Source organism: Amycolatopsis sp. A133 (assembly GCF_031082405.1).
Taxonomy (GTDB): Bacteria; Actinomycetota; Actinomycetes; order Mycobacteriales; family Pseudonocardiaceae; genus Amycolatopsis.
In genome coordinates, this window is record NZ_JAVHJU010000075.1 from 1 (window position 1) to 13,036 (window position 13,036).

16 protein-coding genes are annotated in these 13,036 nt (G+C 71.1%); 5 read left to right on the forward strand and 11 right to left on the reverse strand.

The genetic code is table 11. The annotated features are described in order from the left end of the window. Positions 1-131: 131 nt before the first annotated feature. Entirely contained in the window at positions 132-422 is a 291-nt protein-coding gene (locus tag Q5425_RS43285) for an iron-sulfur cluster biosynthesis family protein (protein WP_308678261.1), read from the reverse strand. A gap of 76 nt (positions 423-498) precedes the next feature. Next, a complete protein-coding gene (locus Q5425_RS43290) occupies positions 499-909 on the reverse strand; it encodes a hypothetical protein (protein WP_308678262.1) in 411 nt (136 codons plus the stop codon). A gap of 156 nt (positions 910-1,065) precedes the next feature. On the opposite strand from Q5425_RS43290, the gene Q5425_RS43295 reads away from it, so the two are divergent. From Q5425_RS43295 to shbA, 4 genes are all read left to right on the forward strand, one after another. Continuing rightward, positions 1,066-1,551, forward strand: coding sequence for a GtrA family protein (locus Q5425_RS43295; RefSeq protein ID WP_308678263.1), 486 nt, complete (start codon positions 1,066-1,068; stop codon positions 1,549-1,551). An 11-nt stretch (positions 1,552-1,562) separates the two neighbouring features. Continuing rightward, positions 1,563-1,916 (forward strand): DUF202 domain-containing protein, encoded by a 354-nt coding sequence (locus tag Q5425_RS43300; protein ID WP_308678264.1) that lies wholly within the window; start codon positions 1,563-1,565, stop codon positions 1,914-1,916. Positions 1,917-2,088: 172 nt separating this feature from the next. Further along, positions 2,089-2,385 (forward strand): DUF202 domain-containing protein, encoded by a 297-nt coding sequence (locus Q5425_RS43305; RefSeq protein ID WP_308678265.1) that lies wholly within the window; start codon positions 2,089-2,091, stop codon positions 2,383-2,385. A gap of 322 nt (positions 2,386-2,707) precedes the next feature. After that, on the forward strand, positions 2,708-3,295 hold the full coding sequence (shbA, locus tag Q5425_RS43310; RefSeq protein ID WP_308678266.1) for an RNA polymerase sigma factor ShbA: 588 nt from the start codon (positions 2,708-2,710) through the stop codon (positions 3,293-3,295). Positions 3,296-3,317: 22 nt separating this feature from the next. On the opposite strand, the gene Q5425_RS43315 is transcribed toward shbA, so the two are convergent. The 3 genes from Q5425_RS43315 to Q5425_RS43325 are packed head-to-tail and all read right to left on the reverse strand — an operon-like array spanning position 3,318 to position 5,478. Then, positions 3,318-4,169 (reverse strand): amidohydrolase family protein, encoded by an 852-nt coding sequence (locus Q5425_RS43315; protein ID WP_308678267.1) that lies wholly within the window; start codon positions 4,167-4,169, stop codon positions 3,318-3,320. After that, positions 4,166-5,134: an aldo/keto reductase gene (locus tag Q5425_RS43320; RefSeq protein ID WP_308678268.1), complete on the reverse strand. Its 969-nt coding sequence runs from the start codon at positions 5,132-5,134 to the stop codon at positions 4,166-4,168. Before Q5425_RS43320 ends, Q5425_RS43315 begins: the two co-directional genes overlap by 4 nt. Positions 5,135-5,139: 5 nt before the next feature. Beyond that, positions 5,140-5,478 carry an L-rhamnose mutarotase gene (locus tag Q5425_RS43325; RefSeq protein WP_308678269.1) on the reverse strand — a complete coding sequence of 113 codons (339 nt, stop codon included), beginning with the start codon at positions 5,476-5,478 and terminating at the stop codon, positions 5,140-5,142. 80 nt (positions 5,479-5,558) lie between these two features. On the opposite strand from Q5425_RS43325, the gene Q5425_RS43330 reads away from it, so the two are divergent. After that, positions 5,559-6,296: a FadR/GntR family transcriptional regulator gene (locus tag Q5425_RS43330; RefSeq protein WP_308678270.1), complete on the forward strand. Its 738-nt coding sequence runs from the start codon at positions 5,559-5,561 to the stop codon at positions 6,294-6,296. Between the two features lie 113 nt (positions 6,297-6,409). Here Q5425_RS43330 and Q5425_RS43335 read toward each other — a convergent pair whose 3' ends face one another. Genes Q5425_RS43335 through Q5425_RS43360 form a run of 6 tightly spaced genes read right to left on the reverse strand, consistent with a single transcriptional unit; the run spans position 6,410 to position 12,917 of the window. Beyond that, positions 6,410-7,423, reverse strand: a complete 1,014-nt coding sequence (locus tag Q5425_RS43335; protein WP_308678271.1) for an ABC transporter permease — start codon at positions 7,421-7,423, stop codon at positions 6,410-6,412. Further along, positions 7,420-8,943 (reverse strand): sugar ABC transporter ATP-binding protein, encoded by a 1,524-nt coding sequence (locus Q5425_RS43340; protein WP_308678272.1) that lies wholly within the window; start codon positions 8,941-8,943, stop codon positions 7,420-7,422. Before Q5425_RS43340 ends, Q5425_RS43335 begins: the two co-directional genes overlap by 4 nt. Then, entirely contained in the window at positions 8,940-9,971 is a 1,032-nt protein-coding gene (locus tag Q5425_RS43345; protein WP_308678350.1) for a sugar ABC transporter substrate-binding protein, read from the reverse strand. The genes Q5425_RS43340 and Q5425_RS43345 overlap by 4 nt, the downstream gene beginning before the upstream one ends. 48 nt (positions 9,972-10,019) lie before the next feature. Then, entirely contained in the window at positions 10,020-10,766 is a 747-nt protein-coding gene (locus Q5425_RS43350; protein WP_308678273.1) for an SDR family oxidoreductase, read from the reverse strand. Next, entirely contained in the window at positions 10,759-12,063 is a 1,305-nt protein-coding gene (locus tag Q5425_RS43355; RefSeq protein WP_308678274.1) for an enolase C-terminal domain-like protein, read from the reverse strand. Before Q5425_RS43355 ends, Q5425_RS43350 begins: the two co-directional genes overlap by 8 nt. 2 nt (positions 12,064-12,065) lie before the next feature. After that, entirely contained in the window at positions 12,066-12,917 is an 852-nt protein-coding gene (locus tag Q5425_RS43360) for a fumarylacetoacetate hydrolase family protein (RefSeq protein WP_308678275.1), read from the reverse strand. Positions 12,918-13,036 lie beyond the last annotated feature (119 nt).

Below are 13,036 nucleotides of genomic sequence, written 5' to 3' on the forward strand. Positions count from 1 at the left end.
GCGATACCACCCTCCATCACCACAGCCTGACCAGCACAAACCACGATGAAACAACCCCAATGTGGCGTTCGGTGCGTTGGACGCAACCAACGCCACATTGGGGCGCTTGACGCCTGGGCCATCCGAAGTGGTCAGCTTGTGTGCTGGGGCAGCACGGCGAACGCCACGCCGCCCGCTTCGTCCTCCTGGACGTCCAGGACCTTGTCCTCCAGCAGCGCCGCCGCCTGGGGCTCGAGGAACACCTTCGGGCCCTCCTCCGCTCCCAGCACGCTGTCGCCCTCGGCCGGCTCGGGGGCCACCGACAGCGCCAGCTGGGCGCTCTCGCCGTCGGCGTTCTGGACGGCCAGGCGCAACCCGGCGTCGGCTCCCTGGCTCGTCAGTGCGGTGATCGCCTCGGCGGCGGCTTCGGTCACGGTCAGCATCTTCGGCCTTCCCTTCGTCGCGGTCCGGTGCCGCCCCACGCTAGGGGCGGCCGAACGGGCGTGCAGTCTGAGCGGATCAGCCCTGCCGGGCCGCGCGAATGGCGTCCGCCACCGATTCGCCGGCGTAGTCCGTCGTCTCCCGGCGGCCCTGGTTGGAGTGGCGGCGCGGCACGGTGTCCTCCGGGACCACCGGCTCGAAGTCCGCCGGCGCGTCTTCGATCGTCTCGTCGAGCTCTACCGCCGACGTCGCCGCGAGCGGGCGCTCGGGAACCGGCTCCGGCTCCGCGTCGGGCACCTCTTCGGCCAGGCGCAGGTCCATCGGCTCGCCTTCGCGGACCTCCCGGGGCGTGGTGCCGTAGCGGTTCGCGGCACTCCAGTGCTCGGGCGGCTCGATGCCCTCCTCGAGCGAATCCACGCGCAGCTCGTCCTCGTCCAGCGCCTCGCTGGGGCTCAGGCTCTGCGATTCGGCCGAGTCACGGTCACTCACTGGCTGTCTCCTGGCGTCGGAAAGTTCGGAAAGTGTCGTCTCCGGTGACCTACCCCGGGCGACGGGGCAGCGAAACCCCGGGGTGTCGCCGGAATCACATTTCTTCAACCCGTTTAACACATTCACAAGTTTGTGAATGTCAGCTAGGTTGAGATCATGGCCACCACCAGGTGCGCACCGGAGCACCGGCTGCTCGCCGCCGATCCGGACCGCCACCACGAACTCGGCACCCACGCGGCGTGGTACGTCGTGGCCGGCGTGGTGACGACCGGCCTGCAGGCCGTCCTGTTCCTCCTGCTGCACGACCAGCTCGGCGCCCAGGTGGCGAACCTGGTCGCGATCGCCCTCACCACGGTCGGGAACACCGAGTTCCACCGCCGCGTCACCTTCGCGGGGCGACGCAGCAACGCCGGGAAGCGGCACCTGCAGGACCTGCTCACCTTCGCCTTCTACGCCGGCTACGGCTCGGCCGTGCTGGCCGTCCTCGACGCCGTCGTCGACCGGCCGACGTCGTGGGAAGAAACCGGCACGCTGCTGCTGGCCAGCCTGGTCGGCGGGTTCGTGCGGTTCGCCGTGCTGCGCTGGTGGGTCTTCGCGCACCAGACCGAAACCGGACCGGCCAGGGCCGCGCACACCGGCTAGCGTCTGCGGACGTGGCGTCGGACGACATCAAGCCCCACGCGGGCGGCACCGAACCGGACTACCGCTTCACGCTGGCCAACGAACGCACCTTCCTCGCCTGGCTCCGCACGGCACTGGGCCTGCTCGCGGGCGGCGTGGCCGTGCACCAGCTGGTGCCGTCGCCGGCCGCGGCGAGCGCGGTGCTCGCCGGGCTGTGCGTCCTGCTGGCCGCGGTCCTCGCCGCGACGGCGTACCCGCGGTGGCGGCGCGTGCAGATCGCGATGCGAGCCGGGGAGCCGCTGCCGCGGAGCTGGACGATCGTGGTGCTGACCGGCGGGCTGCTGGTGCTCATCGTCGCCGCGGCCGTGTTGCTGGCGCTCTCGTGAGTGACACCGGAGTTCAGCGGACAGTGACGGCCGGAAAAACCGCCTCGACCACGGGTCCGTCGCGGCCGGGCGGCGGATCCCACCCCCGTGGGCGACGCCTCGAGCCGCGAATACCGGCGGTTCGCGATTATCGTGTCGTCAAAATTACCGTCACACCGCTCGAGATCCGGCCGTGACCACCCCCGCCGGCGCTCAGGCCGAGCGCACGGGGCTCGCGTGGCGGCGGACCGCACTGGCGTCCGCCGCCTGCACGGTACTGCTCCTGCACTCGGCGGCCCAGCGCCATTGGGGTACCGCGCTGGTCCCCGCGGTGCTGGCCGCCGGGACATCCGCCCTGCTCGCGGCCTTCGGGATGCACCGCGAACGGGCCTTGCGGGCCGCCGAACCGCCCCCGCCCGGCCGTGCACTGCCCGCGATCGCGTCGCTGGCCGTGACGGTGACTGCCGCTTCCGTGTTCGTCTTCCACTGACGAGTGAGCTCGGCACATCCTGAAACCGATTAATCGCAATGTGCGCGGGCGGGTCGCGGGAACATCACGGTCCCTACTACTAACGGGGTATTGGTCGTTGAAATCTGGACTGACCCGCCCGGAGGTGCTTACGATTACCCTGCGTCGCACGGACCGCAGATCCGCCTCGATCAACCGGAGCATCTGCGATGGATCAGTTACGGAGTGTTGAACCCCCGGCAGCGACGGTCGAGGGTCGGCCGGGGAGACGACCATGACAGCACCGCCGAGGACCACCGAAGTAACCGCTTCCGCGCTTCGCGATTATCGCACTCCCGAGTCATTGCCCCGCCCGGGCGGACGGCTCACCAAGGAGGACCTCGACCCCCTCGTGAAGGACGCGGGCGAGGGCAACCCGGCGGCGATCCACTCGCTGCTGCAGATGATCGAGCCGGTGGTGGTCCGCTACTGCCGGGCCCGGATGGGCGGCCGCGACCTCTCCTACCTGTCGGCCGACGACGTCGCCCAGGAAGTCTGCCTCGCCGTGCTCAAGGCGCTGCCCGACTACCAGGACCGCGGCGGGTCCTTCCTGTACCTGGTGCACGCGATCGCGGCCAACAAGGTCGCCGACGCCTACCGCGCCGTCGCCCGCGACCGCTCCGAGCCCGTCCCCGAGCTGCCGGAGCGCCCGCTGGTCGCCGGCAACGAGCCCGAGTCCCACGCACTGCACCTCGACCTCGGCGCCCGCCTCGGCCGGCTGCTCGCCACCCTCCCCCGGGTGCAGCAGGAGATCCTGACCCTGCGCATCGCGGTCGGCTTCTCGGCGACCGAAACCGCCGAAGCGCTCGGGATCTCCCCGGGCAACGTCCGCGTGACGCAGCACCGCGCCCTGACCCGGCTGCGCGGCATGATCCGCGACGACGAGTTCTGACCGGCGGGCGGGGAGACCTCTTCTACCCCCGGGGAGAGGTGGCCTCGCCCGCATCCAGCCGGTAGGTCGCGCGGGCGTTGTGCTCGAAGACCGCCAGGCGTTCCGCGTCCGACAGCGAGCCGGTCAGGGCGATCGCCGCGTCCACGACCAGCTCGTAGGACGCCGCCAGTTCGCAGACCGGCCAGTCCGAGCCGAACAGCAGGCGCGCCGGGCCGAACACCTCGAGCACGTGGTCGACGTACCGGCGCAGGTGCCCGACCTCCCACCCGGACCAGTTCGCCTCGGTGACCAGCCCGGACAGCTTGCACACCACGTTCTCGCGCGCCGCCAGCGCGGCCACGCCGGACGCCCACGGCTCCCACTCCCCCGCCGCGATCGGGGGCTTCGCCGCGTGGTCGAGGACCAGGCGCAGGTGGGGCAGGCGCAACGCCACCTCGGTCGCCGCGGGCAGCTGGGCGGGACGGATCAGCAGGTCGAACGCCAAGCCCGCCGCCGCGACGGTGCTCAGCCCGGCCATCACCTCGGGACGCAGCAGCCAGTCGTCGTCCGGTTCGGTCTCCACCTGGTGCCGGATGCCCACCAACGGGCCGTCGAGCGCGGCCAGCCGGTCGGCGACGTCCGTGGCCGTGAGGTCCACCCAGCCGACCACGCCCGCGATCACCGGCTCGGCCGCAGCGGTCGCGAGGAACTCCGCCGTCTCCTCCGCCGACGAGATCGTCTGCACCAGGATCGTCGCGTGCACCCCCGCCGCCTTCGTCACCGCGCGCAGGTCGTCGACGGTGTACGGGCGGCGGATCGGGTCCAGGGCCGCTCCCGCCATCCACGGGTACTCGCGCCGGGACGGGTCCCAGAGGTGGTGGTGCGCGTCGATCATGAGTCTCCTTCGGCGATGACGACGTCGGCGCGCAGCAGTCCCGCGTCGATCAGCTCGGCCCACAGGGCGAGCGGCACGACCGCCCGCGCCCGCCGCGCGTTCACGGCGACCTGGTCCGGATCGTGCGCCCCGACGACCACCGAGACTACGGCGGGGTGCGCCATCGGCAACGCGAGCGCGGCTTCCGGCAGCTCGACGCCGTGCCGCGCGCAGATCTGCGCGATCCGCCCGGCCCGCTCGACCAGTTCCGGCGGCGCTTCGGCGTAGTCGTAGACCCGGCCCGGTTCAGCGGTCGCCAGGATGCCGCCGTTGAACGCGCCCCCGGCCACGACGCGGACGTCCCGCGAAGCGCACAGCGGGAACAGCTCGTCCAGCGCGGGCTGGTCGAGCAGCGTGTAGCGGCCGGCCACCAGCAGGACGTCCAGATCGGTGCGGCGGACGAACTCGGCCAGCATCGGCGCCTGGTTCATCCCGGCGCCGAACGCGCCGATCACGCCCTGCTCCCGCAGTTCCCGCAGCGCCGGGAAGGCGCCGCGCAGCGCGTCCTCGAAGTGGTCGTCGGGGTCGTGGACGTACACGATGTCGACGCGGTCGAGGCCCAGCCTGGTCAGGCTCTCTTCGAGCGACCGCAGGACGCCGTCTCGGCTGAAGTCCCACCGGCGCTTGTACGCGGCCGGGACGGCGAAGCCCTGGTCGTCGCGGGCGCCGGCCCCGTCCGGGTTCGGCTCCAGCACGCGGCCCACCTTGGTCGAGAGCACGTACTCCTCCCGCGGGAACGCGCGCAGCGCCGCGCCCAGCCGGGCCTCCGACAGGCCCAGGCCGTAGTGGGGCGCGGTGTCGAAGTAGCGGACGCCCTCGTCCCACGCGCGCCGGACGGTCGCTTCGGCGGTCTCGTCGCTGATCGCGTGGTAGAGGTTGCCCAGCTGCGCGCAGCCGAGCCCCAGCGGGGACAGGGAGAGTTCCAACGCCGTCACTCCTTCACCGGCAGTTCCCAGACCAGCCCGATGCCGCTGTCGTCGCCGGAGTAGTCGTCTTCGACGGCCAGCAGCCCGGCCATCCTGGCCTGCCACGGGATGTTGGCGGGGTGGTCCCGCAGCGCCGCCCGCATCGCCCGGTAGTCGTCGACTTCGAGGACGTGGAAGAGGTCGAGTCCGTTACGCCAGATCCGCCAGGAGTGGACACCGGCTTCGCGCAGCGCGGTGTCCAGTTCGGGCGGGATGACGGCGTGGACGGACTCGTACTCGGCTTCCTTGCCCGGTTTGAGCCGGGTGTGCAGAGCCACTCTTTGAGGGGTGCGTTGGTGGGTCATCACCACTCCTTCACCGGGACATGGCACGCTGGGGTGTACCACGAAACATCCGAGGTCTGTTGCAGGGAAGGGCGGACACGATGCCCGTCACCGATGTCGCGATCGACAAGATCAAGGACATGATCATCTCCGGCGAGCTGGCGCCGGGCGACCGGCTGCCGAAGGAGGCCGAGCTGGCCCAGCGGCTCGGGCTGTCGCGCAGTTCCCTGCGGGAGGCGGTCAAGGCGTTGTGCCTGATCCGGGTCCTCGACGTCCGCCAGGGCGACGGCACGTACGTCACCAGCCTCGAGCCCAACCTGCTGCTCGACGCCATGACGTTCGTGGTCGACTTCCACCGCGACGACACCGTGCTGGACTTCCTGGCCGTGCGCCGGATCCTCGAGCCCGCCGCGACCGCGCTGGCCGCGCTGCACATGAGCGACGAGGACATCGCGGAGCTGGGCACGCTGCTCAGCGAGCTGGAGGACGCCCCGACCGTCGAGGCGCTGGTCGCCAACGACCTGCAGTTCCACCGCAAGATCGCCGACGGCTCCGGCAACCCCGTGCTCTGCTCGCTGCTCGACAGCCTCTCCGGGCCGACCGCCCGCGCCCGGATCTGGCGCGGCCTCACCCAGGAGGGCGCGGTCGCGAAGACCCGCGAACAGCACACGGCGATCTACGAGGCCATCGCCGCGCGCGAGCCGGAACTGGCCCGGTCGTGGGCGACCGTGCACGTCGCGGGCGTGGAGCAGTGGCTGCGCAACGCCCTGGGCACCGCGGACGACCCGACAGTGCCCGTGCCCGACTCGGACGCCGAGCCGGCCGCGGAAGCCTCGTAGCACCACCCACCCACCTCTCCGCGGTCGTGAGTGGCAAGGCGGGTTCTAACCCGCGTTACCACTCACGACCAGCCGCGGCAGACTCGGAACGTCGGATCTTCACGGCGTGCAGGTCAGGTTTGGGGCTTTCCGCCCGCGTACCGGGCGATGATCAGCGCGACCAGGATGATGGCGCCGTAGATCGCCCCCTGCCACTCCGCGGTGACGTGCGCGTAGTTGAGCAGGCTCGACACCGACGACAGCAGCAGGACGCCGGTGAGGGCGCCGACCAGGGTGCCCTTGCCGCCGTCGAGCGAGACGCCGCCGATCACCGCCGCCGCGAAGACCTGCAGGATCATCCCGGAGCCCTGGTTCGCGCCCAGTGCACCGACGTAACCGGTGTAGGCGAGCCCGCCGATCGCGGCCAGGATCCCGGCGACGACGAACACCGCCCAGGCGATCCGGTCGACGCGCACCCCGGCCGCCCGCGCGGCTTCGCGGTTGCCGCCGATCGCGTACAGCGCGCGGCCGACGCGGTGGTAGCGCAGCACCCAGCCGGCGACCGCGAACAGCAGCGCCGCCAGCCACACCGACATCGGCAGCCCGAGGAACGTCGTCGTCGCCAGGTTGGTGAACGAGTCGGGCAGGTTGAACAGCGTCTTGCCCTTGGTCGAGCCGACCTGCACCCCGCGGAGCACGGTGAGCATGGCCAGGGTGACGATGAAGGCGTTCAGCTTCAGCTTCACGATCAGGAAGCCGTTGACGAACCCGACGAGCGCGCCGCACAGCGGGATCACCAGCAGCCCGACCGCGGCGGGCAGTTCGGCGCCGAAGCCCGCCGACGCCGCCGGGATCACGATCATCGCACCGAGCGCCGGCGCCAGGCCCATCGTGGATTCCAGCGACAGGTCGAACTTGCCGGTGATCAGCACCAGCGACTCGCCCAGCACGACCAGCGACAGCGCGGCCGACGCGGTCAGGATGCTGACGATGTTGCTCCAGCCGACGAAGGTGTCGTCGACCAGACCGCCGATGAGGAACACCACGACCAGCGCGGGCAGCAAGGCGAGTTCACGCAGCCAAACGGCTTTGCGGCGGCGCGGTGGCGCGGGGAGCTTTGTCTGCGGGGAAGTCATCACGTCGGTCACGAAAGCTCGACTCCTTCGATGTCGGCCACGAGGTCGCCGTCGGACCACCCGGCCTGGTGTTCGGCGACCACGGCCCCGGCGCGCAGCACCAGGACCCGGTCGCTCAGGCGCAGGTCGTCGAGCTCGTCGCTGACGATCAGCACCGCCTTGCCCTCGGCGCGCACCCGGTCGACGACCGCGAGCAGCGCCTCCTTCGACTTCACGTCCACCCCCGCGGTCGGGTTGATCAGCACGAGCACCCGCGGATCGCTCAGCAACGCCCGCGCCAGCACGACCTTCTGCTGGTTGCCACCGGACAGGTCCGACACCGGCTGGTCGGCACCCGCGGCCACGATGCCGTAGTCCTCGAGCGCCTGCGACGCCTTCGCGTAGCGCGTCGCCGGGGACGCGATCCCGCCGCGGCCCAGCTTGTCCAAAATGGACATCGTCGTGTTGTCGGCGATCGAGTGCGCCAGCACCAGGCCTTCGTGGTGCCGGTCGCGCGGCACGCAGCCGATGCCCGCCCGGATGGCCGCCGGGATGTCGCCGGGCCGCAGCGGCGAGCCGTCGACGTGGATCGTGCCCGCCGACGGGGTCCGCAGGCCGTAGACCGTCTCGGCGACCTGGTGCTTGCCGCTGGCGTTGCTGCCCGCGAGCCCGACCACCTCACCGCGGCGGAGGCGGAAGGAGACACCGGAGAAGCCGTCGCCGGAGAGCCCGTCGACCGCCAGGATCTCGGCGGCGGCGTCGTCGAGCGATTCCCGCGTGGCCGCGTCACGCACCGACAGGCCGCCCGGCTCGCCGGTCATCGCGTCGACCAGTTCCGCGCGGCCCACTTCGGCGACCGGTGCGGTGAGGACGTGCCTCGCGTCGCGAAGGACCGTGACGGCCTGGCAGACCTCGTACACCTCGTGCAGGTGGTGCGAGATGAACAGGAACGTCACCCCGCCCGCCTGCATCTGGCGCATCCGCTCGAAGAGCCGCTCGATGGCCTGCTTGTCCAGCTGCGCGGTCGGCTCGTCGAGGACGATGAACCGGGCGCCGTAGGACAGCGCGCGGGCGATCTCGACGAACTGCCGGTCCTCGACCGAAAGGTCCCCCGCGGGGGTGTCGACGTCGACGTGGACGTCCCACGAATCGAGCAGCTCACGGGCCTTGCGCCGCAACGACTTCCAGCCGATCGCGAAGCCGCCGCCCGCCTGCCGGTTGAGGAACAGGTTCTCGGCGACGGTGAGCTGCGGGACGACCATCGCGTGCTGGTACACGCAGGCGACGCGGGCCTTCCAGTCCTCTTGCCTGGACAAGGGCGGGGCCGGCTCGCCGGCGAACTCGACGTGCCCGGTGTCCGTGGCGGACAGGCCGGTGAGGATGGAGACGAGCGTCGACTTGCCGGCCCCGTTGCGCCCGACGAGCGCGTGCGACTCGCCGGGGTGCACGGTGAGGCTGACGTCGTGGAGCGCCACGGTCGGGCCGTAGCGCTTTCCGACACCTACGGCGCTGACCACTCCGGCGGCGGGTTCGCCGGCGGGCAGCGCGGTCACAGGTTGTTCCCCCAGAGGGCCTTGTCGTCCACGTTGTCCTTGGTGATGACGGGCGCGGGCAGCTGGTCCTCGAGGATGCCGGGGCTGATCTCCACGATGGTGCTGCCGTGGTCGGTCGGCCCGGCCTTGAACGTCTCGCCGGCCATGGCCTTCTTCAGCCAGTACAGGCCGTACTTCGCGTAGGAGTCGGCCGGCTGGGACACGGTGGCGTCGAGCTCGCCGGCGCGGATCGCGGCCAGCTCCTGCGGGATGCCGTCGTTGGAGACGAGCACGATGTGCTTCGGGTCCCCGACCGGGAAGAACAGGTTCTTGCGCTTGAGGGCCTGCTCGGTCGGGGCCAGGTAGACACCGCCGGCCTGCATGTAGACGCCCTTGATGTCCGGGTTCGCGGTCAGCATGCTGTCCAGCCCGGAGGACGCCTTGTCGGCCTTCCACTCGGCCGGGATCTCCAGCACCTGCACGCCGGGGTACTTCTGCTTCATGCAGTCGCGGAAGGCTTCCGAGCGGTCGCGGCCGTTGACCGAGGCCAGGTCGCCCATGATCTGCACGACTTTGCCCGACTTGACCTTAGCGCCGATCGCGTCGCAGGCCTTGGTGCCGTAGGCCTTGTTGTCGGCCCGCACCACCATGGCGACCTTGCCGCTTTCGGGGGCGACGTCCACGGCGACGACCGGCACGCCCTTGTTCTCCGCCTGCTTGAGCCCGGCGACGATGGCGGCCGAGTCCAGCGGCGTCACGACCAGGCCCTTGACGCCCTGGTTGAGGAAGGTGCCGATGTCGGTGATCAGCTTCGCGGGGTCGCTGTCGGCGTTGACCGTCGGGAGGACGTCGACGCCCTCTTGCTGGGCCATCTTCGGCACGTAGTTGTTGTAGGCCTGCCAGAACGGCGAGGTCAGCAGGGGCAGCGTCGCGCCGACCTTGCCGCCGGCGCCGCCACCCGCCGCGGGTGCCGCGGCATTGTCCTTGGTGGACCCGCAGGCGGCCAGGGCCAGGCCGCAGACGGCGGCCGTGGCGGCCACCTGAATCACCCTTGTACGCACAGCATCCTCCTTGATGACGGCGGGGAATCAAGTCTTCTAGTCGTGGTGCACCGGGCCGCGAGGACGCAGGCCGTACATGCCGCCGTCGACCGCGAGGGCCGTGCCGGTGGTCGAGGCGGAGAGGGGACTGGCGAGGTAGGCGATCGCGTTCGCGACCTCGCCGGCGGTGACCAGCCGGCCCATCGGCTGGCGGGCCGCGAGGGCCGCGCGTTCGGCCGCCGGGTCTTCGGCGGCGTCGAGCAGCCGGCCCACCCAGGGGGTGTCCGCCGTGCCCGGGCACACGCAGTTGACGCGGATGCGGTCGGGCAGGTGGTCGGTCGCCATGGCCAGGGTCAGCGAGAGCACCGCGCCCTTGGTGGCCGAGTAGAGCGCGCGGTTGGGCAGGCCGGCCCAGGCCGCGATGGAGCAGGTGTTCACGATCGCCGCGGACGGCGACTTCTTGAGGTGCGGCAGCGCGGCGCGCGCGAGGCGGACCATGCCGACGACGTTGACGTCGAACACGCGGTGCCACTCGTCGTCGTCGTTGGCCGTGACGTCGCCCTGCGCGCCGATCCCGGCGTTGTTGACGAGGATGTCGAGGCGTCCGAAGCGCTCCACGACGGCGTCGATCGCTTCTCGGACTTCGTCGTCGGAAGAGACGTCGCAACGGAAGCCGTCGTCCTCGGGTTTCAGGTCGAGCACGGCCACCTGCGCGCCGCGTTCGGCCAGCAAGGTCGCGACGGCCTGGCCGATGCCCGAGGCGCCTCCGGTGACGGCGGCCACCAGGCCCTCGAATTCACTCACTTGCGGTCTCCGTCCACTCGGGACCGTCCGGGAAGCGGAACCGGCGCAGCGTGGCGTCGTGCATGCGCGCGGAGAACCCGGGTGCGGTCGGGGCCAGGTACCGGCCGTGCTCGACGACGGCCGGGTCGGTGAAGTGCTCGTGCAGGTGGTCGACCCACTCGATGGACCGGTCCGCGTCGGTGCCGGACACCGCCACGAAGTCGAACATCGACAGGTGCCGGACGAGCTCGCAGAGGCCGACGCCGCCGGCGTGCGGGCACACCGGGACGCCGAACTTCGTGGCCAGCAGCAGGATCGCGAGGTTTTCGTTGAATCCGCCGACGCGGGCGGCGTCCAGCTGCAGCACCGAAATCGCGTTCGCCTGCAGCAGCTGCTTGAACACCACCCGGTTCTGGACGTGCTCGCCGGTGGCGATCTTGATCGGCGCGAGGGCCTTCGCGATCGCCGCGTGGCCGAGGATGTCGTCCGGGGAGGTCGGCTCCTCGATCCAGTACGGGTCGAACGGCGCCAGCGCGGTCATCCAGGTGACCGCGGCGGAGACGTCCCAGCGCTGGTTGGCGTCGACGGCGATCCGGATGTCGTCGCCGACGGTCTCGCGCGCCAGCTTCATCCGGCGGACGTCGTCCTCGAGGTTGCCGCCGACCTTGAGCTTGATCATCCCGAAGCCGTCGGCGACAGCCTGTTCGGCCAGCCGCACCAGCTTCGCGTCCGCGTACCCGAGCCAGCCGGGCGAGGTGCTGTAGGCGCGGTAGCCGTTCGCTTCGAGCTGCTTCGTGCGCTCCGCGCGGCCGGGTTCCGCGCGACGCAGGATGTCGAGGGCTTCGGCTTCGGTGAGGGCGTCGGAGAGGTACCGGAAGTCGACGAGGCTGACGAGCTCCTCGGGGGTCATCCGCGCCGCGAACTGCCAGACCGGCAGGCCGGCGCGGCGCGCGGCGAGGTCCCACGCGGCGTTGACCACCGCCCCGACCGCCATGTGCGCGACCCCCTTTTCCGGGCCCAGCCAGCGGAACTGCGAGTCGCCGACGAGCGTGCGGCTCAGGTCTCCGAGCCCGGCCGCGTCCTCCGGGACCTCCCGGCCGACGACGTGCGGGGCGAGCGCGCGGATCGCGGCGGCCTGGACGTCGTTGCCGCGGCCGATGGTGAACGCGAGGCCGTAGCCGTCCGGGCCGCCGTCGGCGTGCAGCACGACGTAGGCGGCGGAGTAGTCCGGGTCGGGGTTCATCGCGTCCGAGCCGTCCAGCTCCCTCGACGTCGGGAACCGGACGTCGAGGACCTCCATGCCGATGATCTTCGCCATGGTCAGGCCTGCCTCGCGGTCTGGCGCTGCCGCCCGAGACCGTCGATTTCGAGCTCGATGACATCCCCGTCGCGCAGGTACGGCTTCGGGTCGGGCTGCCCGAGCGCGACCCCTTCGGGGGTGCCGGTGTTGATCAGGTCGCCGGGCCGCAGCACCATCACCTGGCTCAGGTGGTGGACGATCTCGGCGACGCCGAAGATCATGTCCTTGGTCGACGAGTCCTGCTTCTTCTCGCCGTTGACCCACAGCCGCAGGCCGAGGTCCTGCGGGTCGGGCACCTCGCCCGCCGGGATCAGCGCGGGGCCGAGCGGGTTGAAGTTCTCGCACGACTTGCCCTTGTCCCACTGGGCGGTGCGGAACTGCAGCGCCCGCTCGGAAACGTCGTTCGAGACGACGTACCCGGCGACGTACTCCAGGGCTTCGTCGACGCTGCCGAGGTAGCGCGCGGTCTTGCCGATGACGACGCCGAGTTCGACCTCCCAGTCGGTGCTGACCGAGCCGCGCGGGATGAGGACGTCGTCGGCCGGGCCGACCACGACGTCCGGCGCCTTCATGAAGACGACGGGCTCGGTCGGCGGCGTCGCGCCGGTCTCTTCGGCGTGGCGGCGGTAGTTCATGCCGATGCAGACGACCTTGCCGGGCTGGGCGATGGGCGAACCGACGCGCAGGCCCTCGACCCCGGCCTCCGGCAGTTCCCCGGCGGCGAGCGCGGCGGCCGCGCGCGCGATCCCGTCCGCGGCGAGGAAGCCGCCGTCGACGTCGGCGGTCAGCCCGCCGAGCTCGTAGGTCGTGCCGTCGCCGGCCCGCACGAACGGACGCTCACTTCCCGGCTCCCCGAGGCGCACAAGCTGCACGGATATTCCCTTCACCCACACCGACCAGACATCCGATGTATATCGCAGTCGTGACCGCCGATCCAGAGCCGTCGCTCAATCCGTCACTGAATCGGTCGCAAAATTGGTCGGATCAGTCT

Excerpts from the sequence above, each read along its gene's own strand:
- Q5425_RS43315 (WP_308678267.1), bottom strand. The coding sequence starts at position 4,169 with ATGATCGACGCGCACCACCACCTCTGGGACCCGTCCCGGCGCGAGTAC.
- Q5425_RS43325 (WP_308678269.1), bottom strand. The coding sequence starts at position 5,478 with ATGACCCACCAACGCACCCCTCAAAGAGTGGCTCTGCACACCCGGCTC.
- Q5425_RS43285 (WP_308678261.1), bottom strand. The coding sequence starts at position 422 with ATGCTGACCGTGACCGAAGCCGCCGCCGAGGCGATCACCGCACTGACG.
- Q5425_RS43355 (WP_308678274.1), bottom strand. The coding sequence starts at position 12,063 with ATGGCGAAGATCATCGGCATGGAGGTCCTCGACGTCCGGTTCCCGACG.
- Q5425_RS43295 (WP_308678263.1), top strand. The coding sequence starts at position 1,066 with ATGGCCACCACCAGGTGCGCACCGGAGCACCGGCTGCTCGCCGCCGAT.
- Q5425_RS43330 (WP_308678270.1), top strand. The coding sequence starts at position 5,559 with ATGCCCGTCACCGATGTCGCGATCGACAAGATCAAGGACATGATCATC.